At 76.0% G+C, this 25,954-nt stretch carries 25 protein-coding genes; 13 read left to right on the top strand and 12 right to left on the bottom strand.

Features of this window, described 5'->3' with window-relative positions; all coding sequences use genetic code 11:
- Positions 1-11: 11 nt before the first annotated feature.
- Entirely contained in the window at positions 12-650 is a 639-nt protein-coding gene (locus FGI33_RS03540; RefSeq protein WP_237582270.1) for a nucleotidyltransferase family protein, read from the bottom strand.
- A gap of 80 nt (positions 651-730) precedes the next feature.
- Here FGI33_RS03540 and FGI33_RS03545 point away from each other — a divergent pair, with 80 nt between their 5' ends.
- The 5 genes from FGI33_RS03545 (at position 731) to FGI33_RS03565 (ending at position 5,907) form a co-directional block, all read left to right on the top strand.
- Positions 731-1,099 carry a hypothetical protein gene (locus tag FGI33_RS03545; RefSeq protein WP_119457458.1) on the top strand — a complete coding sequence of 123 codons (369 nt, stop codon included), beginning with the start codon at positions 731-733 and terminating at the stop codon, positions 1,097-1,099.
- The gene (locus FGI33_RS03550) at positions 1,096-1,956 is read left to right on the top strand and encodes a phosphatase PAP2 family protein (protein WP_237582271.1); all 861 of its coding nucleotides are present in this window, start codon (positions 1,096-1,098) and stop codon (positions 1,954-1,956) included. Before FGI33_RS03545 ends, FGI33_RS03550 begins: the two co-directional genes overlap by 4 nt.
- An 84-nt stretch (positions 1,957-2,040) precedes the next feature.
- Complete coding sequence (locus tag FGI33_RS03555; protein ID WP_237582272.1) at positions 2,041-3,636, top strand: AAA family ATPase; 1,596 nt, start codon at positions 2,041-2,043, stop codon at positions 3,634-3,636.
- Between the two features lie 100 nt (positions 3,637-3,736).
- Entirely contained in the window at positions 3,737-5,221 is a 1,485-nt protein-coding gene (locus FGI33_RS03560; protein WP_237582273.1) for a sensor histidine kinase, read from the top strand.
- Complete coding sequence (locus FGI33_RS03565) at positions 5,218-5,907, top strand: response regulator transcription factor (RefSeq protein WP_119435475.1); 690 nt, start codon at positions 5,218-5,220, stop codon at positions 5,905-5,907. Before FGI33_RS03560 ends, FGI33_RS03565 begins: the two co-directional genes overlap by 4 nt.
- Positions 5,908-5,925: 18 nt before the next feature.
- Here the strand turns inward: FGI33_RS03565 and FGI33_RS03570 are convergent, their stop codons facing one another.
- The 4 genes from FGI33_RS03570 to FGI33_RS03585 all read right to left on the bottom strand — a co-directional run bounded on the left by FGI33_RS03570 (position 5,926) and on the right by FGI33_RS03585 (position 9,572).
- Complete coding sequence (locus FGI33_RS03570) at positions 5,926-7,380, bottom strand: amidohydrolase family protein (RefSeq protein ID WP_119435474.1); 1,455 nt, start codon at positions 7,378-7,380, stop codon at positions 5,926-5,928.
- 224 nt (positions 7,381-7,604) lie between these two features.
- Positions 7,605-8,162, bottom strand: a complete 558-nt coding sequence (locus FGI33_RS03575; RefSeq protein ID WP_237582274.1) for a hypothetical protein — start codon at positions 8,160-8,162, stop codon at positions 7,605-7,607.
- Between the two features lie 97 nt (positions 8,163-8,259).
- Entirely contained in the window at positions 8,260-8,838 is a 579-nt protein-coding gene (locus FGI33_RS03580) for a hypothetical protein (protein ID WP_119435569.1), read from the bottom strand.
- Between the two features lie 101 nt (positions 8,839-8,939).
- Positions 8,940-9,572 carry a hypothetical protein gene (locus FGI33_RS03585; RefSeq protein WP_119435570.1) on the bottom strand — a complete coding sequence of 211 codons (633 nt, stop codon included), beginning with the start codon at positions 9,570-9,572 and terminating at the stop codon, positions 8,940-8,942.
- A 189-nt stretch (positions 9,573-9,761) separates the two neighbouring features.
- Here FGI33_RS03585 and FGI33_RS03590 point away from each other — a divergent pair, with 189 nt between their 5' ends.
- On the top strand, positions 9,762-10,868 hold the full coding sequence (locus FGI33_RS03590) for an XdhC family protein (protein ID WP_237582275.1): 1,107 nt from the start codon (positions 9,762-9,764) through the stop codon (positions 10,866-10,868).
- Complete coding sequence (locus FGI33_RS03595; protein ID WP_237582276.1) at positions 10,865-12,148, top strand: APC family permease; 1,284 nt, start codon at positions 10,865-10,867, stop codon at positions 12,146-12,148. Before FGI33_RS03590 ends, FGI33_RS03595 begins: the two co-directional genes overlap by 4 nt.
- Positions 12,149-12,170: 22 nt before the next feature.
- On the opposite strand, the gene FGI33_RS03600 is transcribed toward FGI33_RS03595, so the two are convergent.
- Both FGI33_RS03600 and FGI33_RS03605 read right to left on the bottom strand, forming a co-directional pair.
- Positions 12,171-15,032: a molybdopterin-dependent oxidoreductase gene (locus FGI33_RS03600; RefSeq protein ID WP_119435057.1), complete on the bottom strand. Its 2,862-nt coding sequence runs from the start codon at positions 15,030-15,032 to the stop codon at positions 12,171-12,173.
- The gene (locus tag FGI33_RS03605) at positions 15,029-15,940 is read right to left on the bottom strand and encodes an FAD binding domain-containing protein (protein WP_237582277.1); all 912 of its coding nucleotides are present in this window, start codon (positions 15,938-15,940) and stop codon (positions 15,029-15,031) included. Before FGI33_RS03605 ends, FGI33_RS03600 begins: the two co-directional genes overlap by 4 nt.
- 176 nt (positions 15,941-16,116) lie before the next feature.
- Between FGI33_RS03605 and FGI33_RS03610 the strand changes: the two genes are divergently transcribed.
- The 3 genes from FGI33_RS03610 (at position 16,117) to FGI33_RS03620 (ending at position 19,615) form a co-directional block, all read left to right on the top strand.
- A complete protein-coding gene (locus FGI33_RS03610; RefSeq protein ID WP_237582278.1) occupies positions 16,117-16,839 on the top strand; it encodes a hypothetical protein in 723 nt (240 codons plus the stop codon).
- Between the two features lie 131 nt (positions 16,840-16,970).
- Complete coding sequence (locus tag FGI33_RS03615) at positions 16,971-18,635, top strand: stealth family protein (RefSeq protein ID WP_119435332.1); 1,665 nt, start codon at positions 16,971-16,973, stop codon at positions 18,633-18,635.
- A complete protein-coding gene (locus FGI33_RS03620) occupies positions 18,632-19,615 on the top strand; it encodes a J domain-containing protein (RefSeq protein WP_237582279.1) in 984 nt (327 codons plus the stop codon). Before FGI33_RS03615 ends, FGI33_RS03620 begins: the two co-directional genes overlap by 4 nt.
- A 77-nt stretch (positions 19,616-19,692) precedes the next feature.
- Here the strand turns inward: FGI33_RS03620 and FGI33_RS03625 are convergent, their stop codons facing one another.
- Positions 19,693-19,950: a hypothetical protein gene (locus FGI33_RS03625; protein WP_237582280.1), complete on the bottom strand. Its 258-nt coding sequence runs from the start codon at positions 19,948-19,950 to the stop codon at positions 19,693-19,695.
- A gap of 70 nt (positions 19,951-20,020) precedes the next feature.
- Positions 20,021-20,455 (bottom strand): hypothetical protein, encoded by a 435-nt coding sequence (locus FGI33_RS03630; RefSeq protein ID WP_119403303.1) that lies wholly within the window; start codon positions 20,453-20,455, stop codon positions 20,021-20,023.
- 92 nt (positions 20,456-20,547) lie between these two features.
- Between FGI33_RS03630 and FGI33_RS03635 the strand changes: the two genes are divergently transcribed.
- Positions 20,548-21,525 (top strand): 3-methyladenine DNA glycosylase, encoded by a 978-nt coding sequence (locus FGI33_RS03635; RefSeq protein WP_237582281.1) that lies wholly within the window; start codon positions 20,548-20,550, stop codon positions 21,523-21,525.
- 21 nt (positions 21,526-21,546) lie between these two features.
- Here the strand turns inward: FGI33_RS03635 and FGI33_RS03640 are convergent, their stop codons facing one another.
- Positions 21,547-21,966, bottom strand: a complete 420-nt coding sequence (locus FGI33_RS03640) for an RNA-binding S4 domain-containing protein (RefSeq protein WP_204586044.1) — start codon at positions 21,964-21,966, stop codon at positions 21,547-21,549.
- A 43-nt stretch (positions 21,967-22,009) separates the two neighbouring features.
- On the opposite strand from FGI33_RS03640, the gene FGI33_RS03645 reads away from it, so the two are divergent.
- Complete coding sequence (locus FGI33_RS03645) at positions 22,010-23,521, top strand: flavin monoamine oxidase family protein (protein WP_237582282.1); 1,512 nt, start codon at positions 22,010-22,012, stop codon at positions 23,519-23,521.
- A 16-nt stretch (positions 23,522-23,537) separates the two neighbouring features.
- Here the strand turns inward: FGI33_RS03645 and FGI33_RS03650 are convergent, their stop codons facing one another.
- Positions 23,538-24,266 carry a Pr6Pr family membrane protein gene (locus tag FGI33_RS03650; protein ID WP_237582283.1) on the bottom strand — a complete coding sequence of 243 codons (729 nt, stop codon included), beginning with the start codon at positions 24,264-24,266 and terminating at the stop codon, positions 23,538-23,540.
- Between the two features lie 137 nt (positions 24,267-24,403).
- Between FGI33_RS03650 and FGI33_RS03655 the strand changes: the two genes are divergently transcribed.
- Complete coding sequence (locus FGI33_RS03655) at positions 24,404-25,411, top strand: NADP-dependent oxidoreductase (RefSeq protein WP_237582284.1); 1,008 nt, start codon at positions 24,404-24,406, stop codon at positions 25,409-25,411.
- Positions 25,412-25,451: 40 nt separating this feature from the next.
- On the opposite strand, the gene FGI33_RS03660 is transcribed toward FGI33_RS03655, so the two are convergent.
- Entirely contained in the window at positions 25,452-25,931 is a 480-nt protein-coding gene (locus tag FGI33_RS03660; protein ID WP_119402999.1) for a hypothetical protein, read from the bottom strand.
- Between the last annotated feature and the right edge of the window lie 23 nt (positions 25,932-25,954).

Consider the following 25,954-nt stretch of genomic DNA (forward strand, 5'->3'; position numbering starts at 1 on the left):
CCGGCGGCGGATCAGGCGTCGCCGCGTCGAGGTCGCCGGTCGACGTCCTCGCCCGTGCTCAGGTCGGCGGTCTCGACGAGGAACGCGCCGCGCGCGGCCAGGTAGGCGCGGGCGCCCGCGTCCCCGCGCACCTCGGCGGCGAGCGGCCGCCAGTGGTCGCGGCCGAGCAGGGCGGGGTGGCCGGGGCGGCCGTGGAAGACGGCCTGGCGGAGCGTGGTCCCATCCACGGCGGCCGCGTCGAGCACGTGCCGGACGGTCGCGGCGTCGAGGTCGGGCACGTCGACCGGCACGACGGCGAGGGCGACCGGCGGCGGATCCAGCGCCGCGGCCGCGCGGAGCGCCGCGCGCAGGGAGGCGGACATGCCGTCGGCCCAGTCGTCGGCGCGCACGACGAGCGCACGGTCGGCCTCGGGAAGCGTGCCGAGCAGCGCCTCCGCCTCGTCGGCGGACGCGCCGAGCGCGACGAGCACGGGGGAGCAGCCGGCGTCGGCGAGAGCGCGGATCGCGGTCGCGAGCCAGGGCGTGCCGTCGGGATGCGTCGCGAGCGCCTTGGGGCCGCCGAAGCGGGTGCCGGCGCCGGCGGCGAGGACGACGCCCGCGATCCGCCGGGCCGATCGCCCGTCGTCATCCGCGTCCCGCGATCCCGCCATCCGACCATGCTAGGAGCGCGCCCGCCACCTTCCGCCCCGGCCCCCTCGCCCCGCCCAGCCGCGCGGCCTACGCTCGATCCATGGATCCCGACACCGCCTCCGCGCTCGCCCTCACCCTGTCGCTCGGCGTGCCCGTGCTCGCGATCCTCGTCGGCGTCGTCCTCGCCGTCGCCAAGGCCCGCGGCGCCGGATGGGGCTGGTACGTCGTCGGCTGCACGGTCGTCGCGCTCGTCCTCGCCCTGGGCCTCGCGATCCTCGCCACCTGGTCGGCGCAGACGGGAACGGGCTACCTCGACGAGGGCGTCAGCACGTTCGGCATCGTCCTGATGGGCATCCTCGGCGGCGTCGCCACCTTCGTCGTGGGCCTCGTCGCGGGCGTCGTCGGCCTCATCACGGCCGCCGTCCGCCAGCGCGAGCGCGTCCCGTCGTCCGCCCTCGTCCACGGGTGACCCGGCCCGCCTCCGGATCCGCGCGTCGCGACGCGGGTCCCGCATCCGCCGCGCCCACCGGCCTCGCCTCCACCGGCGACCGCCTGCCGCCCCGCCGCCCGCGCACCCGCCCGCCGGGTCGCGTCGCCCGCGCGGCGACCGGCGTCGTGACCCGCGTCGGCCCCTCGGGCGCCTTCGCCGCCTTCCTGGTCCTCGGCCTCCTCGTCATCACGGCCGCGTCGAGCCTCTTCGCCGGCCTCTACGTCGCCGTCATCGACGACGACAGCGTCGCCCTCCTCGACGAGCCCGCGCTGCACCTCGCCATGGACGTCCGCTCGCCCTGGCTCCACACCGCCGTCACCGTCTTCACCGAGGCCGCGGGCGTCTACGCCGTGCCGATCGTGGGCGTCGCGGTGATCGTCGTCCTCGCGATCCGCCGACGCCAGTGGGTGCCGGTCGTGCTCGGGCTCACCGCGGGCGCCGGATCCCTGCTCATGACCGAGGTCGGCAAGGAGCTCGTCGGCCGCGACCGCCCGCCGCGCGCCGACGCCGTGCCGCCCTACGAGACGTCGCCGTCGTTCCCGTCCGGCCACACGCTCAACGCCAGCGTGGTCGCCGGGATCGTCGCGTACCTGCTCGTCCTGCGCCAGATGCGGCGGGCGACGCGCGTGCTCACCTACGTCGTCGCCGTCGCGTTCGCCGCGTCCGTGAGCCTCAGCCGCGTCTACCTCGGCCACCACTGGCTCACCGACGTCCTCGCCGGCTGGCTGCTGGCGCTCGTGTGGCTCGCGCTCATCGTCGTCGCGCACCGCGTGCGGCTGCGGCTGCTGGAGGGGCGGCACGCGGAGGGGAGGGCATCGGAGGCCCGGGGGCGCTGAGCGGGCCAGGCGCTCCCGCCCGCGGCTGACCCGGCCCAGTACGTTCGGACTGGTCGCACCGGGCGGCCGGAGACGAGGTGCCCCATGCCGTTGGACGAGCTCGACCGACGGATGATGCGATCCGTCGCCGCCTACCTGGACCGCGTCAGCGCGCTCGCGGCCGAGGGCGTCAGCGAGCGCACGCCGCTGGGCGATGCCCTCTCCGCCCACCTCGGCGAGGACGCCGCCGCGCTGCCCATCGTCGTCGAGCAGGTGCCGGCCCACCGCCTCGTCGACGCGGACATCGCGCTCGACGAGCTGGCCGCGACCGGTCCCGGCAGCCTGATCGGATCCACCGGCGGCGAGCAGCGCTTCCACTCGTCCCTGTCGGAGCTGATCGCGAATCCGCACATGCGCTACGCACCGGGACCCGTCTCCTACGCCGACCGCGCGACGGGTCCCGACGAGCGACGACGGGTCGTGCAGTTCGGCATCCGCCTGCTCCGGCACGCGGGCTCGCCCCTGGTCGTCGTGCAGCGCGGCGCCGCCCCGCAGTTCGGGCGCGAGGAGGCGCAGCTCGAGGTGATGGGGGCGGACGCCGCCGCGGTCACCGCGTTCCTCGAGCGCCTGCGCGCGCTGATGATCGAGCGCAGCGTGCTCCGCGGGCAGGTGCTCTCCTTCCAGGCCACGCAGTTCGGCGCCTCCGCGGGCGCGTCCTTCGTCGCCCGGCCGGACGTCCCGGAGGACGCGGTGGTGCTGGAGGAGGGCGTCCTCGAGGAGGTCGTGCAGCACGTGGTCGGGATCGGCGACCACCGCGACGCGCTCCGGGCCGCGGGACAGCACCTCAAGCGGGGAGTGCTGCTCTACGGTCCCCCCGGAACGGGCAAGACGCTGACGGTGCGGCACCTGCTCTCCCGCACGCCTGGGGTGACGGCTGTCGTCCTCACCGGGTCGAGCATCCAGTTCATCACGCAGGCCGCGGAGATCGCGCGGACCTTCGCGCCGTCGATCGTCGTGCTGGAGGACATCGACCTCGTCGCCATGCAGCGGAACGCGTCGCCGCAGCCGCTCCTGTTCGAGGTGCTGGACGCGCTCGACGGCCTCGACAGCGACGCGGACGTGGCCTTCGTCATGACCACGAACCGCGTCGAGACCCTGGAGCGCGCCCTCGCGACGCGACCGGGGCGGGTGGATCTCGCCGTGGAGATCCCGCTGCCCGGCACGGAGGCGCGCAGGCGCCTGTTCCGCAGGTACGCGGACGGCCTGCCGCTCTCCGACGACGCGCTCGACGCGGCCGCGCTCGCCGCGGACGGGACCACCGGGTCCTTCGCGAAGGAGCTCATGCGGCGCACCGTCCTCCGCGCGGCGCTCGACGGCCGCCGACCGGGCGACGACGACCTGGCCGCGGCGCTCGACGGGCTGCTCGCCGCGGGCACGGCGCTCACCCGGCGCCTCCTCGGCAGCGGCGGGCCGGACGACGGACCCGCCTACGACCCGGACGAGGAGGGCGGCGCGGGCTACCACGTGGTCACCGCGCGCCGGGCGGTCTTCGACGGGTCGTACGAGCCCGCGGGGGAGATGGGCTCGGTGACCTTCTCCTCCTTCGGCATGGAGCCCGACGGCGGGCCGCACGGCTTCGCGCAGCATGTGGAGGGGGACGCGGAGGACCGCGCCGCGCACGAGGGCGACGAGCGGGGATAGGCGGCGCTGGACGGGAGGGGGCACCGCCTGCCTCGTCCCTTCGGATGAAGACGGGCGCCGGGCCTCGGATCCCGGGCGCACCCACCCCTAGCGTGAGGGCATGCGCCCCCGACACCGCTCCCGCCTCCGGCCGCTGCTGGAGCCCGCCGCCGGCGTGGCGTACGTCCTCCTCTGCCTCTGGGTCGGGCTCGGCGGCGCACTGCAGGAGCACGGCTTCGCGTACACCGTGACGGTGGCGGCGTACGGCGTCGCGATCGCGACGGCGCGGTCGGCGCCGCGGTCCGCGCTCGTCATCGTGCTCGTCCTCCCCACCCTGCAGATGCTCGGGGCCTCCGGCCTGGGACCGCTGCTGGGCCTCGTGGCGCCGCCGGACCCGTCCGCGTGGCCGGTCGCCGGGGCGGCGCTCGTCGTCGCGTTCGCGATCGGGCGCACCGCGGGCCCGACCGTGCGCGCCGCCGCCCTCGCGGTCGGCGCGTTCCAGGCGGTGTGCCTGGGCTTCGCGATGTCGGCGTCCGGATACCAGACCGCATGGCAGAGCCTGCCGTCCGCGACGGAGCGCGACGCCGTGTCGGTGGGCCTCGCGCTCCTGCTGGCGGGCGTCGCCGCGGTCTTCTACCTCGGTGCCTGGGCTCTGGGAGTCTCGCTGCAGCTGGGCGGTCGCGGCACGACGGACCGGGCGCGTCGCGCCATGGCGGACCGGGCCCGTCGCGCCCGGGCGGACCGTGCCCGTCTCGTGCGCGCCGAGGCGGACCTCGAGGTCGCGGGCGTGGAGCTGCGGATCGCGCAGGAGCGCAGCGGCATCGCGCAGGAGGTGCACGACGTGCTGGCGCACTCGCTCGCCGTCGTGGTCGCCGTGGCCGACGGATCACGGTTCCTGCGCGAGACCCGGCCGGAGACCACGGAGGAGGCGTTGCGGGAGATCGCGGGGACGGCCCGGTCGGCGCTGCTCGACCTGCGCGGCCTCATCGAGGAGCTGACCGACGACGCGCACCGGCCGCAGCCGAACCTCGCCGACCTGCCCGCGCTCGTGCGGGGCATGGCGGCCACCGGGATGCGCGTCGACCTCCGCACGACCGGGCGGCCCGGCGGGCTCACGCCGTCGCAGCAGCTCAGCGTCTACCGGATCGTGCAGGAGAGCCTGACGAACGCGCTCAAGCACACGCGGGGGGCCCCGACCGTCGACGTCTCGTTCGTCTGGGAGGGGCCGGGCCTCGCGCTGACGGTGCGGAGCCGCGGATCCGAGCCCGAGCCGGAGCCGGCCTCCACGCTGCCGCCGGCCCGATCGCGCGGCGGCTTCGGCGTCGGCAGCATGCAGGAGCGGGCGCGGCTCGCGGGCGGGTGGCTCACGGCGGAGCGCACGGATCCCGAGGAGGGCGACGCGACCGACGGCTACCTGGTGACGGCGTTCCTGCCGACGTACGGCGAGCACCCGGGCGACGGGCGGCGTCCGGCGGAGGCGCGGGCCGCGGACGAGCGGGACGCGGAGGCGGCCGCGGCCGCGGCCGCGGCGGACCCTGCGCGCGAGGACGGGGACGCCGCGGCCGACGACGGCCCGCGCGACGACCGGGCGGAGGACGCGGCATGACCGACCAGCCGCCGCGCCGGATCCGCCTCGTCATCGTCGACGACCAGCGCCTCTTCATCTACGGGATCCGCATGCTCATCGAGTCGCAGCCCGACCTCGAGCTCGTCGGCTCCGCGACCGACGGGCGCGAGGCCGTCGACCTCGTGACGTCCACGCGGCCCGACATCGTGCTCATGGACATCCGCATGCCGGTGATGAGCGGGATCGAGGCGACGCACCGGATCACCCGCGACGACCCGGACGCGGTCGAGGGCGCGCCGGACTCGCGGCCGCGGGTCGTGATCCTCACCACGTTCCAGCAGCAGGAGGCCCTGTTCCAGTCGATGCGGCACGGCGCCAGCGCCTTCATCACCAAGGACGCGACGCCCGAGACGCTGCTCGAGACGATCCGCGCGGTGCACGCGGGCGACGCCGCCCCGATGCCGCTCACGGACCTCGTGGCGTCGCACGCGCGCGCCTCCGCGGCGATGCAGCCCGAGCGCGCGCTCGCCGCCCTGTCGCCACGCGAGCGCGAGGTCTTCCTGCTCGCCGCGAAGGGGCTGCGCAACGCCGAGATCGCCGCGGCCGCCTCCATCAGCGAGACGACCGTGAAGACCCACGTCAGCAGCATCCTCGCGAAGCTCGACCTCCGCAGCCGCGCGCAGATCGTCGTGCACGCGTACGAGAACCGGCTGCTGAGCTCGTGACCGGGGTCGCGGACGGCGTCAGCCCGCCGACACCCGCCGCCCCTGCACGTGCACGCCCGAGATCGCCGGCTCACGCAGCCCCATCAGGAGGGTGAACAGGATCTGGTCGGTGGCGCGGTCGGCGTCGTCCGCACGGATCCCGTGGGCGAGCGTGAGGGCGAGCGGCTCCCAGAGGTCCGGCGTGATCGTGAGGAAGTCGGCGTCCTTGCCGACGTCGAGGTTGCCGTAGCGGTCCTCCATGTCGAGCGCGCGGGCGCCGGCGAGCGTGCCGGTGAACAGGAGCTCGGCCGCGTCGATCTCCTCGCCCGCGTCTCCAGGCTCCGACAGGTGCACCTTGAAGGCGTCGTTGAGCACACGGGAGACGAGCCACTCGTCGCCGGCGCCCACGTCGGATCCGATCGCCACGTTCACGCCCGACGCGACCGTGCGCCGCCACGGCATCGTGCCGGAGCCGAGGAACTGCTGCGACGTCGGGCAGTGCGCGATGCTGCTGCCGGTCTCGGCGAGGCGCGCGAGCTCGGAGTCCTGGCAGTGCACCGCGTGGGCGAAGACGCTGCGGCGGCCGAGGAGGCTGGATCCGCCCCGCTCCGACCCGGGGAGGAAGAGCCCGTCGTAGGTGTCGAGGTAGGTGTCCGTGCCGAACACCTGCCGGACCGCGGCGATCTCGCCCGTGCCCGGTCGGTCGTTCTCGTTGAGGTGCGAGTGGAAGTGGACGCCCTTGCCGCGAGCCACGTCGTACAGCTCGCCGAGGCCGCGGAGCGTCGTCGGCGTGACCGACAGGCTGAACCGGGGGACGATCGCGACCTGGAGCGTCGCGGTGGTCGCGTCGCCCGTGTCGACGGCGTGCCAGCGGTCGATCTCCGCGCAGGACAGCGCGATCGCGTCCTCCTCCGAGGTGAGGAGCGGCGCGGCGGGGCCGGAGCCGACCGTCTGGATGCCGCGGCCGCTCACGAGGCGGAGGCCCGCGTCGCGGGAGGCCTCGAACAGGGCGTCCTGCGCGTGCGGGAACGCGGATCCGAACACGAGCGCGCTCGTCGTGCCCGCCATGATCCGGCGGCGCGTGAAGTCCGCCGCGATCATGCGCGCGAAGCCCTCGTCCTCGAGCCGCGCCTCGGACGGGAACACGCACGAGTCGAGCCACTCGAGGAGCTGGCCGCCGCCGTGCGCGCTCGTCGTGTAAGTCTGCGGGAAGTGCACGTGCGCGTCGACGAAGCCGGGGATCAGGAAGTCGGACGCGTCGCCGTGCGCGGGGGCGTCGGCGAACGCGGCGGGGAGCTCGCGGAACGGGCCGACCCAGGCGATGCGTCCGGCGTCGTCGACCGCGAGCGCGCCGTCGGGCACCGAGACGAGGTGGCGGCGGGCGTCCTGCACGAGCGGGGATCCGGTGATGTGGAGGACGTGGCCGCGGTGGACGGCGCGGCGGGAGGCGGTGGCGGGCGGTGCGGGGGTGCTGGTGGTCCGGTGGTCGGTCATGCGGATCCGTTCGCTCGGCTGATGCGCGGCGGTGCTGGGTGGCGGGGCCCGACGTCGCTCGCGCGGAGGACGTGACCCCGCGGCGACAGGGAGCTGCGCGTCGTGCGGGATCGGGCGCCCGGTCGATGGTCGGGCCCGGAGCGGTCCCGCCGCTCCGACACGCCGCGCGCGGCGGCGGCGCTCAGGAAGCGGTGACCCTTCTCGGCGCGGTGACGCCGGCGCGCTCAGGTCGGGGGTCGTCGTCCCGGTCCGGCGGTCGGGCCCGGGCCGGCGTCGCCCGCGCCCGCGTCGGTCGGAGCGTCGGGGGCGCGATCCTGGTCGAGCAGCGGCTGGAGGAGCGCGTCGATCTGCGCGACGCGCCGGCGCCGGACGACGGCCATGACCGCGGCGGCCACGGCCATCACCGCGGGCAGCGTCCACGCGAAGGGCGGCCCGCCGAGCACGCCCACGGCGACGGTGCCGACGAGGAGCACCGCCGCGACGAGCACGGCCCAGGGTCCGCCGAGCTGGTCGTGGAGCTCGCGTCGACGGAGCAGCAGCCACCGCCACGAGTCGGCGTCGGCGTCCGCGGGGAGGCGGCCGTCGTCGATCGCCTCGGAGACGGCGACCCAGCGCATGCGGGACGGGGCCCCGCGGCGCCGGCGGGAGAGGACGAACGTGAGGACGACGCCCGCGAACGCGCCGACCGTGAGCGTCGCCAGGATCCGGTCGGCGTCAACCTCGTTTCCGAGCGCGACGCGCGAGTAGATCGTGATCGCGGCGTAGGCGAGGGCGATGCCCATCGCCGGCACGATCGCTGGGGCGTCCGCGAGCCGGCGTCGGGCGCGCCGCAGCCGGCCGTGCGGCGGGGGAGCGGTGCCGGTCACGGTCGGGCGCGGATCAGGCGCTGCCGGGGCGCGCGGGAGCCTCCGCGTCGACGGGTCCGCGTGCGCCGTCGCGCTCGTGCAGCTGCCGGAGCAGGTCGTCGATGCGGGGGATCGCGCGGCGGGCCTGCAGCACGCTGACGACGCCGAGGACGAGGAAGACGCCCAGGACGATCCAGCCGGCGGGCGACTCGGGGACGAAGACGATGGTCGCGATGCCCATCGCGACCAGCACGACCACGAGCACGGGCATGAGCCACAGCGAACGCCGGAACTGACGGCGCCGCCACTCGAGGGCGGGGATCCACGTGGCGGGGTCGGCGTCGAGCGGGAGTCGCCGGCTCTTCAGGGACGTGGTCACTTCCGCCATCGTGTCGGCTCCGCCGCTGCGACGTCGCTGGCGGGCGACGACGAGCGTCAGCACACCGCTGAACAGCAGCGAGCCGATGACGGTCGCGATCGTGCGGCCGAGCGACAGCCCGTCGTCGAGCATGACGGCCTCGAGCAGGAGGCGGACGACGACGACGATGAGGAAGAGGACGAGGAAGACGATCCCGAGGGGAGCCCGCTGGAAGCGGTCGGACAGGGCCTTCATGCGGGGGTGCCCCAAGTGCGGCGGGTCGTCGTCGTCATGCTCGCTCCTCGGATGGGTCGGGCGGCCGGTCGGTGGCGGGTGCGCGCGGCAGCGGGCCGAGCTTATCCAGCAGCCGGGGGAATGCGGTCGTGCGGGGAGGGCGGCGCCCAGCCGGCCCGGCGCTCCTCCTCCGCGCGCGCCCGCTCCTGCAGCGGGATGAGGAGGGCGTCCACGCTGTCGCGACGCCGCTGTCGCGACACGATCTGCGACGCGGCGTAGGGGACGAACAGGGCGAGGAAGGCGACGTACGCCACGGGCAGGGCCTCGCTCGCGTGCGGAGCGAGGAAGGCGAGGCCGACGACCAGCACGAGCGCGACCGGCACGCCCCACGCCTCCTGGCGGATCCGCCGACGCCGCCGGTCGAGCGCGTCCTGCCACGCGGTCGGATCCGCTCCCGCCGGGAGCCCGCCGTCCTCGGCGGCCTCCGACACCTCGACGTCGCTGGGCGACCCGGGGTGGTGCGAACGGGTGAGCCGTCGTGCGCCCGCCATCGCGGCCCCGGCGACGAGGGCGACCACGGCGCGCAGGATCACCGTGCCGGTGCCCTCCGGCGGCCGGTCGAGGTCGAGCGCCCACAGCCAGGCGAAGACCAGGACCGCGAACGCGAGCGCCGGCGCGACGGACGGGGCGTCGTGCCACGCCCGCCGGACCCGCCGGAACAGGGGCTGCCCGCGGTCGGGTGCGGTCGGGGTCATGCGGCCTCCTCGGGCGCGGCGGATGCGCGCGCGTCGCCGCGGGAGGATCCCCCCGGCATCCGCGTCCCACCCTACGCAGGGGCCGTGCGAGGCTTGAGGCGGGCGGTGCCCTCCCGATCCGAGCGGTCGCCGCCCGACCCGCCCGCCCGTCCCGCGCCCGCTCGCCGGCGCTCCCCATCCGGAGGTGCCGTGCTCGAGATCGCCGCCGAGGTGCTCGATGCCCTCGCCGACGGCCGCCGTCTCGCCGTCGCGTGCGTCACCGCCGTGCTCGGCAGCGCGCCCCGCGCGGCGGGCACCGCGATGGCGGTCGACGACCGGGGCCGGGTCATCGGATCCATCTCCGGCGGATGCGTCGAGGGCGCGGTCGTCGAGGTCGCGACCGGCGTGCTCGACGACGGGGTGCCCGCGCTCACGTCCTTCGGCGTCAGCGACGACGACGCGTTCCAGGTCGGGCTCACGTGCGGCGGGCGGATCGGCGTGGTCGTCGTGGAGGTCGCGCCCGCCGGCGACGCGCGGTCGCCCGTGTCCGACGCCGTGCGCGCCGCGCTCGAGGACGCCCGCGCCGGCCGCGCCGCGTCGCTCGCGCTCGTGCTGGAGGGACCGGCCGTCGGCACGTGGATCACGAGCGCGGCCGACCCCGCGGTCGACGCGGCCGTGGGCATCGACGCCGCCCGGCGGATCCGCGCCGAGCTCGCCGCCCGCCTCGCCGCCGGACGCTCGGGCACCACGGAGGTCGACTACGCAGACGGACCACTACGCGTCCTCCACCTCGTCGCCGCGCCGCCGCCCCGCCTGATCGTGTTCGGCGCCGTCGACTTCTCCGGCGCGCTCGCCGACGCGGCCGCGCTGCTCGGCTACCGGGTGACCGTCTGCGACGCCCGGCCGGCCTTCGCGACCCGCGCCCGCTTCCCGTCCGCGCACGAGGTGGTCGCGCAGTGGCCGGACGAGTACCTCGCGCGCACCGCGGTCGACGCCCGCACCGTGATCTGCGTGCTCACCCACGACGACCGCTTCGACGTGCCGCTGCTGGTCGCCGCGCTCCGACTGCCGGTCGCGTTCGTCGGGGCGATGGGATCCCGCGCCACCGACGTGCGCCGCCGCGCGCTGCTCGTGGAGGAGGGCGTGACGGAGGCCGAGCTCGCGCGCCTCCGCTCGCCCATCGGCCTCGACATCGGCGCGTCGACGCCCCAGGAGACGGCCGTGTCGATCCTCGCCGAGGTGCTCGCCGCGCGCGCCGGGTCCGCGGGCGCGCCGCTGACGACGACCTCCGGCCCCATCCACCGGGAGACCGCATGACCCCCGTCCCCGCGGCCGCCGCGCAGCCCGGCCTCGCCCGGCGCCTCGGCCTCCTCGACGCCACCGTGCTCGGCCTCGGCGCGATGATCGGCGCCGGGATCTTCGCGGTCATGCCCGCCGCCGCCCGCGCGGCAGGCGGCGGCCTCCTCGTCGGCCTCGCGATCGCGGCGGTCGTCGCCTTCTGCAACGCCACCGCGTCGGCGCAGCTCGCCGCCCGCTACCCGTCGTCCGGCGGCTCGTACCTCTACGGCCGCGAACGGCTGGGGGAGTGGCCGGGCTTCCTCGCGGGCTGGTCGTTCGTCATCGGCAAGACCGCGAGCTGCGCGGCCATGGCCCTGACCTTCGCCGCGTACGCCGTGCCCGCGGCGTGGCAGCGGCCGGTGGCGGCGCTCGCCGTCGTCGCGCTCGCGACGGTCGGCTGCCTCGGCGTGACCCGCACCGCGAGGCTCGCCCGCGTGATCATCACGGTGGTCCTCGCGGTCATCGCCCTCGTGCTGGTCGCCGGCCTCGTCGCGGGCGGGCCGACCGCCGGCGCGGGGCCGGTCGCGGGCGTGGTCGACATCACCCCGTACGGCGTCCTCCAGTCGGCCGGGCTCCTGTTCTTCGCCTTCGCGGGGTACGCGCGCATCGCGACCATGGGGGAGGAGGTGCGGGATCCGGCCCGCACCATCCCGCGCGCGATCCTCCTCGCGCTCGGCGGCGCGCTCGTCGTCTACGCGCTCGTCGCCGTGACGCTGCTCGGGGTGCTCGGGGAGGCGCGGCTCGCCGGATCAACCGCGCCGCTCGCCGACGTCGTGCGCGACGCGGGCTGGGCGTGGGCCGTCCCGGTCGTCGGGATCGGTGCGGCGGCCGCGTGCCTCGGCGCGCTCCTGGCGCTGCTCGCCGGCATCGGGCGCACGTCGCTCGCGATGTCGCGCGAGGGCGACCTGCCGCGGTCGCTCGCCGTCGTGCACCCGCGGTACCGGGTGCCGCAGCGGGCCGAGATCGCGGTGGCCGTGGTCGTCGTCGCGCTCGTGCTCACGGTGGACCTCCGCGGCGTCGTGGGCTTCTCGTCCTTCGGCGTGCTGCTGTACTACGTGGTCGCCAACGCCGCGGCCTTCACGCAGGAGCGCGCGGACCGGCGCTACCCGCGGTGGCTGCAGGTCCTCGGCGTCGTCGGCTGCCTGGTGCTCGTGGCGACGCTGCCCGGGGCGTCCATCGCGGTGGGAGCCGGCGTGCTGCTGGTCGGCGTGGTCGGGCGCGCGGTCGTGCTGGCCCGTCGCCGCCGCGCCGCCGCCTGATCGCAGAGCGGCGCCGCCCCCGCTACTCCCGCGTCCCGCGCTCCCCGAGCGTCGTCGGGCTGTCGAAGCGCGGCTGCGGACCGCCGCCGTGCAGGAGCCGCCACACGCGGTCGCGCGACATCGGCAGGTCGTGCGGCCGGATCCCGATGGCGTCCCGCACCGCGTTGGCGAGCGCGGGCGCGACCGGGTTGTAGGGCGCCTCGCTCATCGACTTCGCACCGTGCGGCCCGTTGTCGTCGTGCGTGTCGGCGAACAGCACCTCGGTCACGGGCAGGTCGGCGAGCTGGGGGATGTGGTAGTTACGCAGCACGTCCGTGAGGATCCGCCCCTCGCCGTCGTGCACGACCTCCTCGAACATGGCCGTGCCGAGCGCCTGCGCGGTGCCGCCCTCGACCTGGCCGCGCAGCTGCGCCGGGTTGAGCACGGTGCCCGCGTCGACGGCCTGCACGGAGCGCAGGATGCGGATCTCGCCCGTCGCCGGATCCACCGCCACGCGGAACGCGTGCACGTTGAAGGCGAGGGAGCGGAGCGCGCCGTCCTCGTGCGCCGCCGCGGAGAGCCCGTCGGGGCCGACGAGCTCGGCGATCGGCACCTCGACCTCGTCCGCGACGAGCGCGTCCGGCGTGAGCGCGAACGCGTCGGCGGCGATCCCCGTGCGCGCGGCGGCCGCCTCCCGAAGCAGGCCGGCGAGCGCGGTCGCGGCCCCGTGCACGGCCTTGCCCGCGACGACCGTGCCCGCGGAGCCGAACGCGCCCGTGTCGTAGCGCGTGACGTCGGTGTCGGACTGGCGGATGCGGATCCGGTCGGGCGTCGTCCCCAACGCCGTCGCGGCGAGCTGCGCGTGCACCGTGGTCGTGCCGTTGCCGAACTCGGCCGTGCCGACCGAGACCGTGACGACGCCGTCGGCCGCCATCGCGACGGTCACGTCGGCGAAGTGCCCGCGCGGCGGCATGGTCGCGATCATCGCGGCGGCCATGCCCTCGCCGACGAGCCAGCGGTCGCCGTCCGGCACCGGATCCCCGCCGCCGTCGCGGAGCGCCGCCTCCGCGAGGTCGAGGCACTGGTCGAGCCCGTAGCTGCCGCCGAAGCCGAGGTCCGGTCCCTCGGCGTGCGTGATGATCAGCGGGTCGCCGGGCACGACCGCGTTCCGCCGCCGGATCTCGAAGCCCGAGATGCCGAGCTCCCGGGCCAGCTCGTCGAGCGCGGACTCGATCGCGAAGATCACCTGCCCGAGGCCGTAGCCGCGGAACGCGCCCGACGGCAGGTTGTTCGTGTAGACGCTCTGCGCGTCCACGCGCTTGGCGGGCGAGCGGTAGAGCGCGATGGACTCGTTGCAGCCGTGGAACATGACGCCGGGCCCGTGGTTGCCGTACGCGCCCGTGTCGCTGAGCACGTCGACGGCGAGCGCCGTGAGCACGCCGTCGGCCGTCGCGCCGGCCGTGACGCCCACCCGCATCGGGTGCCGCGCGGGCGAGAGCGTGAACTCGTCGGACCGGGTGAACTCCAGCTGCACCGGGCGGCCGGTGGCGAGCACGGCGAGGGTGACGACGTCCTCGGTGAGGATCTCCTGCTTGCCGCCGAACCCGCCGCCGACCCGCGCCGTGAAGACGCGCACGCGCTCCGGCTCCAGCTCGAACAGCCGGCAGATCTCGCGCTGCACGAGGAACGGCACCTGCGAGCTGGTGCGGAGGACGAGGCGGCCCTCCTCCATCCAGCCGACGGTCGCGTGCGTCTCGAGGTGCGTGTGCGCCACGCGGTGCGTCGACCACGTGCCCGAGACGACCGCGTCGGCGCGCGCGAGCCCGGCCGCCACGTCGCCGTGCTCGCCGTGCATCTCCGCGACGACGTTGCGCTGCGGGTCGGCGAGGCGGGAGACGGCGGGATCCTTGTCGCCGTGCACCAGGGGCGCGCCCGGCCGCCGCGCCTCCTCCGGGTCGAAGACGGCGGGCAGCACCTCGTAGTCGACCCGAACCAGCCGCACGGCGGCCTCCGCGATCCCCACGTCGTCGGCGATCACCGCGGCCACGCGCTGCCCGCGGAACCGCACCACGTCGTCGAAGACGCGGCTGTCGTCGGGGTCGTCGAAGCGGTCCTCGTGCCGGGCGGACGAGTAGAGGGTGGCGGGGGAGTCGTGGTGGGTGAGCACGGCGTGCACGCCCGGCAGCGCGAGGGCCGCCGACGTGTCGATGGAGCGGATGCGCGCGTGCGGGTGCGGGCTCCGCACCAGGCTCGCGTGCAGGAGGCCGGGGACCGCCACGTCGAGCGTGTACGGCTCGAGGCCGCTGACGACGCGCTCGCTCGCGGGCGCGCGCAGCGACGTGCCGACGCGGCCCGTCTGGGCGCGCTCGGCGGCGCGAGTGCCGTCCTCGGCCGTCGCGGATCCCGTCGCCCGCACCGGCCCGAGCCCCTCGGGTCGCGCCCCGCCGCAGCCCTCGGCGTGCGCGTGATCCGGTCCGCCGTGCTCGCCGCGGATCGCCTCGTCGATGGCCCGGTACCCGGTGCACCGGCACAGGCTGCTCTTCATCAGGCGCGGCAGGTCGTCGAGGTCGTCCGCGCCGAGCGACGCCGCCGTGACGACCATGCCGGGCGTGCAGAACCCGCACTGGAAGCCGGCCGCCTCGACGAACCGCTCCTGGACTGGATGCAGGTCGCCCGGGGTCCCGAGCCCCGCCGCCGTCGTGACCTCCCGGCCCTCCGCCCGGAACGCCGGCAGGATGCACGAGTGCACGGCCTCGCCGTCGAGGAGCACGGAGCACGCGCCGCAGTCGCCCGAGTCGCAGCCCTTCTTCACGCTGAACACCTCGTGCGCGCGCAGCCACGTACGCAGGCTCTGGCCGGGGGCGGGGTCGCCCGGGATCTCGCGGCCGTCCACGGTCATGCTCACGGGCGTGCTCCTGCCGTCGTCGTGGCGGCGGCGCCCGGCGGGGTGCCGCGCTCGCCGGAGGGCGGTCCGTCGCCGGAGCCCGCCGCGTCGCCCGCCAGCTCCGCGCGGATCTCCTCCGCGAGCAGCGCGCTCACGGCCCGGCGCCAGTCGGCGGCCCCGTGCGCGTCGGTGAACCAGGATCCGATCGCCCGCACGTCGTCCGCGAGCGCCTCGGCCGCGGGGAGCGCCGGGTAGCGCAGCAGCTCGGGCCGGAGCGTGGCGCCGGTCACGGTGAGCGCGAACGCGCCGCCCTCGTCGAGCCGGCCGATCACCACGGACCCGGAGCGCCCGATGGGCGACAGCGCGATCTTGCGGAACGCCGTCCGGGCGCGCAGCGACGACGCCGGCACGTGGATCGACCGCAGCACGTCGCCGGGCCGGAGCGCGGTCGTGCGGTCGCCGGTCACGAGCTCCGCCACGGGCATCCGCTCGTCGTGGGCGGGCTCACCCGCCGTCGCCGCCCGCCAGATCAGCGCCTCGGCGTCGAGCGCGGCCGCGAGCGCGGTCATCGGCCCCGCGGGCAGCGCCGAGCAGACGTTCCCGCCCGCCGTCGCGACCCGCCAGATCTTCGTCGACCCGAACAGCGCCGTGCAGGCCTGGAGGAAGAGGGGGTGCGCCGCCCAGCCGTCCCGCGGCGCGATCCCCGCGACCTCGGCGATGGTGCACGTCGCGGCGATCTCCAGACCGTCGTCCGTGGCCACGAGCGACGGCCAGCCGAGCGCCTGCAGGTCGACGAGCCCGGTGAGGTGCGGGTGCGGCTCGGCGAAGATGCCGGATCCACCCGCGAGCGCCGCCACGGTCGGCCCGAGGGCGGCGAGGTCGTCGCGCGTCCGGGCGGGCACGACGGAGCGGACGGTCGGCTGGTCCATGGGTCTCCTCCCGGGCGTCCCGGTCGACGGCCGCGGATCCCCTCGGGGAGCGCGGTCGTGCGTGGGCGTGTGACAGCGATCCTCGCATCCGCCGGGCCGCGCCCCCGCCGGCGCGCCCCCGACTTGCCGCGGTCACGACCCGGCTGCCACGCTCGGACGGAGACCCCGGGGAGACCATGACCATCCGCACCACCGCCCACGCCGCACGTCCCCGCCGTCGATCCCGCGGTCGCGCCGCGCTCGCGACCGGATCCGCGCTCGCCGCGTCGCTCCTCCTCGCGGGCTGCTCCGCCGGCCCCGACGGCCCGCCCGCCCCGCCGTTCGAGGCCGTCACGATCGACCCCGCCGCCGCGCCCACGGTCACCCCGGACCAGCGCGTCGCCCTCGGCGAGGTGGTCGCCCTGCCGAGCGTCGACGAGACCGGCGCCACGGACGACGTGGTCGCCACGACCCTGCTGGGCGTCGCCGAGGGACAGCCCACCTACTGGTCCGGCTACGAGGACGGCGCGCAGTTCGCCGACCGCACCCCCTACTTCGCCTTCGTCCAGACCCGGTGGCTCGAGGGCCAGGCCGGCCCGCAGAACGGCCCGGTCCTCCGGCCGTTCCTCGCCGACGGCACCGAGGCCGACATCATCCAGCGCCAGCTCGGCGGCATCTCCGACGACGCCGAGTGCCCCTACGAGGTCCCCGACCTGCGCCTCGAGGACGGCCACGACGTCGAGGAGCGGATGCAGTGCGTCGTCTACGCGGTGCCCGTCGGCCAGGAGCTCGCGGAGCTGCGCTGGCACGACGTCCCGCGCACGATCCTCCAGGCGCCGGACCCCGCGACCCACCCGTTCCTCGAGGCCCCCGTGGTCTGGGAGGTCGACGCCCTCCCGGCCGCCGACGTCGAGGGCTGACGGGCGGAGGCCGCCGTCCGCGGAGCGCCCCCGCCCGGGGGCCCGCACCCGCGCTCGGTATGATGATCCGTCGCCACCCGTCGGGTCGAGCGCACGCACCAGGCACACGAGAAGCACCAAGGGGATGATCCATGGCGGGCAGCGCACGGCAGTTCAACGTAGCGCTCGAGCCGACGGTCGATCCCGCCACCAGCGAGGAGGAGTTCTCCCGCCAGGACGACGCGGTCGCCCCCGCGCCCGCCACGTGGCCCACCACGCACCACCGCCCGGACGTCCTCGTCCGCAAGGGCCTCGCGACCCTCGTCAACCGCACGCTCACGCCGCACCAGGCGCTCGTGACCGACCTCCTCTTCATCCGCGACGCCCTGCTCGCGACCGGCATCGACTTCTGGTTGATCCGCGGCAACGACGAGCGCCCGGTCATCGCCATCGACGTGGCGAACCGCGACACCGTGGTGCGCGCCCTCGTCGCCGCGTGCGCCGACGAGCCCCTCTACGCGAAGACCGTCGACGGCCGCCGCCGCCCGCCGCTGCTCGTCGCCGACGGCCGCCTCACCGACAACCCCGACGCCGGGATCTTCCGCCTCTACCGTCCGCGCATCGAGCCGGTGGGCCTCCTGGCGTACGGCGCCTCCACCGCGGTCGAGCTGCAGTTCTTCCGCTTCGAGGGCGAGACCATCGTCTGGCCGGTCGAGAACTCGCTCACGCGCGAGATCCTGCCCGCCGCCGAGGTCGTGCCCGCCACGGTCGAGATGTACGGCCACGAGTGGAAGACGCTCCGGGGCATGTTCGACGCGCAGGCGTCCGACATCACGTTCGACATCGACATGGTCTTCTCCTGGGTCGACGGCAACGACCCCGAGTTCCAGAAGCGCCGCGCCGAGCGCATGAAGGACGTCGTGGTCGGCGAGGGCGACGACTCCGAGGCCCGCTTCCGCCAGATCGACGAGCTCAAGTACGCGCTCCGCTCCGTGTACCTCTTCGCGCCGTGGGTGCGCCGGATCTTCATCGTCACCGACTCCCCGAAGCCGTCGTGGCTGGCCGACCACCCCTCCGTCACGTTCGTGCGCAGCGAGGAGTTCTTCACGGATCCCGCCGCCCTGCCCACGCACAACTCGCAGGCCGTCGAGTCGCAGCTGCAGCACATCCCGGGCCTCAGCGAGCACTTCCTCTACTCGAACGACGACATGTTCTTCGGCCGCCCCGTGCAGCCCGGCATGTTCTTCTCGCCCGGCGGGATCACGAAGTTCATCGAGGCGTCCACGCGCATCGGCCTCGGCGACAACGACTCCGACCGCAGCGGGTTCGAGAACTCGGCGCGCGTCAACCGGCGCCTCCTCATGGACCGCTTCGGCCGCCTCATCACTCGCCACCTCGAGCACGCGGCCACGCCGCTGCGCAAGAGCGTCCTGCTGGAGCTCGAGCAGGAGTTCGCGGAGGACTTCCACCGCACGCAGCTCAGCCGCTTCCGCTCGAGCACCGACATCTCGGTCACCAACTCGCTGTACCACTACTACGCGCAGATGACCGCGCGGGCCGTGCAGCAGGAGAGCGCCAAGGTCACCTACGTCGACACCACGTCGCGCGCCGGGCTCGACCTGCTGCCCGGCCTCCTGAAGCGCCGCTCGCAGGACTTCTTCTGCCTCAACGACGGGTCCTTCCCGGAGGTGCCCGCCGACGAGCGCCAGGAGCGCGTGCAGGACTTCCTCGAGCGCTACTACGGCATCCCGGCGCCGTGGGAAGCGGAGGTCGCCGACGCGGCCGCCCCCGCCGCGTCCGTGCCTCCCGCCGAGTGAGCCGCGCGGGGAGCCCCGCCGACCGCACGCCGTACGAGGTGCTCGGCGTGGATCCCGCGGCCGACACCGCGACCCTCCGCGCCGCGTACCGCCGGCTCGTCCGCGCGACCCATCCGGACACGGGCGGCGAGGCGCACCTGTTCCACGCCGTCCAGCGCGCGTGGGAGCTCGTCGGGGATCCGGCCGACCGGGCCGCGTACGACCGCGGGCAGGGCCGTTCGGCGGCCGCGGACGACGACGACCCGCTCGGGCCGGACGACGCCGGGTACGCGCCCGCGCCCGGATCCGGCACCCGCCTCGGCGCGGCCGTCCACGGCATCGCGGGCGCGCTCGCCCGCGCCCACTACCTCGACCGCGTCGCCGCGTGGCAGGGCCGGGCGCCGGGCGCCGAGCTCGGCGTGGACCCCTGGTCGCCCGAGCTCGTACGGCGTGCCCCGCGCGACGTCCGCTGGCTGCTCGCGAAGGCCCTCGCGGAGGAGGCCACCGCGCGCGCCGCGGCGTCGCTCGGCATGGGCGCCACGATCTTCCACGACGTGCGGCCCCTCGACGGCGCCGGCAAGGTCGACCACGTCGTGCTCGCGCCCGCCGGGCTCTTCGCGCTCAGCTCCGAGGACTGGGGCACGGACGTCCAGCTGGTGCGCGGCGAGCTGCAGCCCGTCGCGGCGGATCCCGACGGCGCCCTCGCTCCGGGCGACGCGCCCGTCACCTGGCTGGTCGGCGCCGCCCGGTCGCTCGCGGCGTCGGCGGGCGTGCGCTTCGCGGCCGCGGTGGTCGTCGTGCCGGACGACGCGCTCGCGCAACCGGTCGAGCGCGTGGAGCGCGGACGCAACCGCGGTGCGCTCGTCGTCCGCCGATCCGTCCTGCCGCTCGTGCTGCGCGACGGCGTCTCGGAGGAGGGCCGGCTCAGCGTCGCGGATCCCTACGCCGTTCGGGCGCTCCTCCGCGAGCGGCTGACGCTGCTCGGGCCCGCCGCGGGCTGACCCGCGCTGACCGGGCCGTCGCACGCACGAGGGCCCGCCGCGACGGATCGCGGCGGGCCCTCGGGCGCTGCGGCGGATCAGGCGGGCAGGTCGGTCGGCGCGTCGGCCGAGCCCGCGCCGGTGTCGGCCGCGTCCTCGTCGGTGCCGAGCGAGTCGCCGCCGCTGGAGAGGCCGCCGTCGCCGGGCGCCTCGTCGTCGTCGACGTGCTGGATGCCCTCGCCGTCCGGGACGGTGCCGCCGACGCTCGCGTCGGAGTCGCCCTCGCCGGGCATGGACTGCGTGACGCCGGGGGCGCCCTGGACGGTGGACAGGGGATCGATGTCGGAGTCGCTCATGCCTCGACCGTACGCCGGAGCCCCGCGCGCGTCAGGGCGGGCGGGGTTCCGGGCGTGCGGCGGACGAGGGTCAGTCGATGCGCTTCAGGCTGTCGAGGCGGCCCAGCAGGTCGCGGTCCTGGGCGTCGAGGTCGCCCTCGGCGGCGACGATGCGGATGGCTGCCTCGAAGTCGAGGTCCTGGTCGTCGGCGACGCCGGCGACGTCGGCCACGACCCAGAGGAAGCTCACGAGCTCGGGGAGGATCTCGGACAGCACGGCGTCCGGGAAGATCGCCGCGGCCTGGCGGAACATGCGGTCGGTGGCCGGGCCGCCGAACGCGTGGTCGAGGTCGGCGACGATGCCGTCGTCCTCGTCGAGGTCGGTGGAGATCCAGTTGGCGACGTGCTCGCCGTCGAGGTGGATCGCCGAGATGAAGAGGGGCTCTCCGCCCGACTCGCTCTCGACGATCTCGGTGATCGTGTAGCCGGCGACGCCGGGAGGCGTGAGAAGCGAGTCGTCATCCATGCGCTCATGCTATCCGGGCAGGGTCCCACGGCGAGCCCCCGTTCCGCGCCCCCGGGCGGATCCCGGGCCGGTCCCGCGGGTAGCCTCGTCGGATGACCTCCGCCGCCGACCTCGCCGCCGCCGCGACGAGGGTCCCGGCGGTGGCGGACGCGGGCGCCCCGTGCGCGGTCCTGGGTCCCGCCGTCCTCGATCCCGCCGCCTGGCGCGACCGCGCCGCGCGCCACGCCGACCGCGCCGACGCCTTCTCCGCGGGCTTCCGCGCGCGCCGCCTCGCCGGCCGCACCCACGAGGTCGACGACTTCCTCTTCACCTACTACCCGCACAAGCCCTCGCTCCTCCGCCGGTGGCACCCGGGCGCGGGCGTCGTGCTCGCGGACGCGGCGGGCGACGAGCGCGCGGCCTGGCGCTGGTACGTCGCGGACGAGGATCGGGCGGCGGGCGGCGTGCGGGTCGACGCGTCCGCGTACCTCGAGGCGCGCGGATCCACCGCCTCCTTCATCGAGCGCATCCTCGGCCGCACGGCCGAGCGCCCCGGCCGCTTCTCCTGCTTCGGCCTGCACGAGTGGGCGATGGTCTACAAGGTGGGACCCGGCGAGCAGCGGCACGAGCGGCTGCCGCTGCGCCTCGGATCCGCCGCGACCGACGAGGTCGTCGAGACGCACAAGCTGGCGTGCACGCACATCGACGCGTTCCGCTTCTTCACGCCGGAGGCCGTGCCGCGCAACGCGCTCGCCCCCACGCGCGAGACCCAGCCGGACCTCGAGCAGCCCGGCTGCCTCCACGCCGGCATGGACGTCTACAAGTGGGCGACCAAGCTCGGCCCGCTCGTGCCCGGCGAGACGCTGCTCGACGCGTTCGCGCTGGCGCGCGACATCCGCTCGCTCGACATGCGCGCGAGCCCGTACGACGTGTCCGGCCTCGGCCTGGAGGCCGTGCGGATCGAGGAGCCCGCGGGCAAGGCGCGCTACGCAGCCGAGCAGCGCGGGTTCGCGGAGCGGTCGAACGCGCTGCGGGCGCGGATCCTCGCCGAGCTCGCGCACGCCCGCCGCGCGGCCGCCGCCGGGCTCTAGCCGGCCCGCCGCTCGGGGCGGTCAGCGCCCGCGGACGCCGTCCGGGTCGCGCAGCCGCTCGATCTCGCGCCGGTCGCGCTTCGTCGGGCGCCCGGCGCCGCGGTCCCGCACGACCGTCGCGGGCGCGGCGTCGCGCGGCGGTGGCGGGGGAGTGAGGTCCGTCATCGCCTCCGCGGCGACCGTCGGGCCCACGCGCTTCACGAGCGTGCGGCGCACCACGAGGATCCGCTCGGCGCCCGCGACGCGCACGCGCACCTCGTCGCCGGGCCGCACCGACTGCGACGCCTTCGCGCGCTCGTCGCCGACCTTGACGTGGCCGGCACGGCAGGCGGCCGTGGCCTGCGACCGGGTCTTGTAGACGCGCACCGCCCAGAGCCAGCTGTCGACCCGGACGGCGGCCTGCGCGGCGCCGGCGGGAGGCGGGGCGGCGTCGGTCGGCATGCTCCGACCCTAGGCGACGGCTCCCCGGTACGCTGGCCCGAGCATGTCGATCTCCCGCCGCACCCTCCTCACCGCGTCCGTGTCGGGGCTGTCGCTCCTCGGGCTCGCGGCGTGCACGCGGACGACGCCGACGCCAGCCACCCCCACGGCCACGCCCTCGATCACGCCGACCCCCACCCCCACCGTGGGCGCGGCCGGCCTCCCGGAGCCCGTCGCCTTCGCGCGCTCCGACTGGGCGGGCGACCCGTTCGCGCGCGGATCCGGCAGCTTCCTCCGACCCGGCGCCACCACCGCCGACCGCGAGGCGCTCGCGCTCCCGATCGAGGACCGCGTGTTCTTCGCCGGCGAGGCCACGAGCGCCGAACGCCCCGGCACGGTCGCGGGCGCGTACGCGTCGGGGCTCCGCGCGGCCGGCGAGGTGGATCGCGCGGGCGCAGGATCCGAGCGCGTCGCGGTCGTCGGCGCCGGCATAGCGGGCACCGCGGCGGCCCGCGCCCTCCGCGACGCCGGGCACGACGTCGTGCTCGTCGAGGCGCGCGCGGACCTCGGCGGCCGGATCCGCGCGGCCGGCGGTACGGGCTGGCCGCACCCCGCGGAGCTCGGCGCCCTCTGGATCGCCGCCGACGACGACCACCTGCTGCGCGACGCGATCGAGGCCGCCGGCATCGCGCGCTACGGGCTCGCGCTCATCGGCGAGGAGCGGGGGCCGGACGGCGCCGTGCTGGATCCGTCGAGCGCGGGATACGACGCCGTCGCCGCCGCGCGCGCCTGGGCGCTCGCGCAGCCGGGCGCCGTGAGCCTCGCCGCGGCCCTGCGCGAGACCGGCGCCGACGCGCTCTCCACGGAGGGCGGCGCCTCCTCGCCCGCCGCCCGCCTCGCCGCGCTCCTCGCGACCGACGTCGCGATCGCCCACGGCGCGCCGCCCGACGAGCTCTCGGGGGCGCGCGGCCTCGACGAGCCGGCGCCCGTCGGCAACGTCGCCGTCACGGGCGGCTTCGCGGGGCTCGTGCAGCACCTGCTGGCCGACCAGGACATCGACGTGCTGCGCGAGTCCACGGTCACCCGCGTCGCGTACGGCAACGGCCGGGTGGGGATCCGGCTCGGATCCGGCGAGTCGCTCTCGGTCGACCGCGTGGTGGTCACCGTGCCGCTCGGCGTGCTGCAGGAGGGCGCCATCGCGTTCGACCCGGCGCTGCCGTCCTCGCACGACGTCGCCATCCGCGCGCTCGGGCCCGGCCGCGCGGACCGGATCTGGCTGCGCTTCGCCGAGCCCTTCTGGTCGACGACGGCGACGGTCTGGACCTCCACCGACGAGGACGGCCGCTCCACCCGCTGGTACAACCTCATGCCGATCTCCGGCGAGCCCGTGCTCATGGCCGAGGTGGGCGCGGCCGCGGCGGACCGGGTGGCCGAGATGGACGACGACGCGCTGCGGTCGGCCGCGCTCCGCAGCCTCGCGCCGTTCGCGGATCCGGCGCTCCTGGCGACGCCGGAGCCGACCGCCACGGACGAGCCCGGCGCCACCTCGACGCCGAGCATCACGCCGACGCCCTAGCCGGGAGCCCCGTGCGTCAGCGCTCGGCGGCCGCCGTCTCGCGCGCCGTGGACGGCGACGCCTCTCTGGACGGGCGCGCGTCCCCGGCCGGGACCGTCGCCGATCCCGACTCCCCGCCCTCCCGGCGCCTCCCGCCGTGCACGGCGCGGTCGGCCGGCCGCACGCGGCTGAGCGCGACGACGAGCGCGGACACGCCCGCGAGCACGCCCGCCACCAGCGCCAGCCACGCGGCGATCTCGAACGGCACGCCGACCTGCGCGGGATCCAGGAAGAAGTACGGGTACCAGCCGACGCGCGGTCCGCGGACCTCCGTGAACGCGCACCACCCGACCGGGAAGAGCATCGCCCAGCCGACGGCCTTCCACGTGACGCGCGGGCGGCCGGGCGCGAGGGTCCAGTCGAGGAGCGCGTAGGCGGGGATCACGAAGTGCAGCAGCCGGCTCGACCACGGCACCTCGACGTAGTAGGCCTGCGCGCTCGACTCCAGCACGATGAGGCCGAAGACCACGCCGGAGACGACGACGTAGCTGAGCACCACCGCGCGCACGGCCGCCATGAGCGGCGGCTCGACGCCCCCGCGCAGCGCGTGCAGCCCGGACGCCGCGAGCACGACCACGCCGGCCATGCCGCTCTGCGTCGTGAAGTAGCTGAACCAGTTCTCGGCCGCGAAGGTCGTGAAGCCCTGCACGTAGTCGAAGTCCGCGACGAGCGCCACGACCACGACGAGCGCGGCGACCAGGCGCACGGCACCGAGGATCCTCTGCACAGCACTCCGATCGCGGCCGACTCCCGGCATCCCCGTCGCGTCCAGTCTACGAACGAGGTCTCACGAACGCCTCCGTGCCCTCGCGCGTCGCGGTCGGGAGCGGCAGGATGACGCGCATGAGCCCTTCATCGCGATCCACCAGCCAGCAGGTGCAGTTCGGGTCCTTCGGCGGCGTCGACGTCCTCGAGGTCGTCGACATCCCGCGTCCGTCGCCCGGCCCCGGCGAGGTGCTCGTCGAGGTCTTCGCGGCGGGCATCAACCACATCGAGGCGTACATCCGGCAGGGCAGGTTCCCCGACGAGGTGCCCACCGCCTTCCCCAACGGCCAGGGCAGCGACTTCGCCGGATGCATCGCCGCGGTCGGCGAGGGCGTCACCCGCTTCAAGAAGGGCCAGGACGTCCTCGGCCACACGGTCATGGCCGCGCACGCGACGCACGTGGTCGTGCCCGCGGGCAACGTCGTCCTGAAGCCCGCTCAGCTCCCGTGGGAGGTCGCGGGCGGCCTCTTCCTCGCGGGGCTCGTCGCGCACGACGTGCTGCACGCGGTCACGGTCGGCGAGGGCGACACGCTCGTCGTCACCGCGGCGGCAGGCGGCGTGGGCAGCATCGAGGCGCAGCTCGCCATGCGGCGCGGCGCCCGGGTCATCGGCACGTGCGGCGAGCGCAACTTCGACTACCTGCGCCAGATCGGGGTCACCCCGGTGGTCTACGGCGACGGCCTGGCCGACCGGATCCGCGCGGCCGCCCCGAACGGCGTGCAGGGCTTCGTCGACAACTTCGGCGGCGGCGAGCCCGTGGCCGAGGAGCTGGGCGTTGCGGGCAAGCGCTTCAGCTCGAGCGACGACCGCCGCGCGCTCGAGCTCGAAGCCGTGCTCCCTCCCGTGGAGGAGGACGACGTGCACCGCTCCCGCACGCTCGCGACCGTCGCGGACCTCGCCGCGAAGCGCGAGGTCGACGTGCTCGTCTCCGGCTTCTACCCGCTGGCCGAGGTGCAGGACGCGTTCGACGATCTGGAGCGCCGGCACGCGCGCGGCAAGATCGTCCTCGGCATGCGCCCCGTGCACTACCCGGGCGACCGGCGCAGCACGGCGAAGGCGCGCGACGTGGCGGAGGGCCGCGCCTGACGCCGGCCGGGTGACGCCCGCCGGGTGGGGCGCGACGCGGTCAGCGCGCGACGACCTCGGCGGGCTCCGGCTCGGCCGGCGCCTCGATGTGCGCCTCGCGCCAGCGCAGCAGGTCGCGCACTGCGGGAGACTCGTCGCACTCGAGCATCGCGACGGCGGCGCGCGGCGTCGCGTCGTTGACGGCGAGCCAGGAGCGCACGCGCTCCGAGGTGTCGCCCACCAGCATCGTGAGCACGGCCGCGGGTGCATGGGGGTTCCGGGCGAGGCAGGCGCGCACGCCCTCGTCGGCGTCGCGCGCGAGCGCGCGCTGCACGTCCTCGGGCGCGTGCAGGCTGCTCGCCACGCTCTCCCGCACCTTGGGGTCGCGGTGCTCGGCGAGCAGCCGCAGCCGGCGGATCTTGCTGGGCGTGACCTCGGGCGCGGGATGCAGCGCGGCGGCCTGCTCCGCGGTGAGGACGGCGGGCGCGGTCCGGTGCAGGGCCTCGAGCTGCGCGGCGGTGGTGAACCTGATGCACGACATGCCCCGACGCTATCGAAGGTGCC

Origin of the sequence: Clavibacter phaseoli (assembly GCF_021922925.1) — a bacterium.
Taxonomy (GTDB): Bacteria; Actinomycetota; Actinomycetes; order Actinomycetales; family Microbacteriaceae; genus Clavibacter; species Clavibacter phaseoli.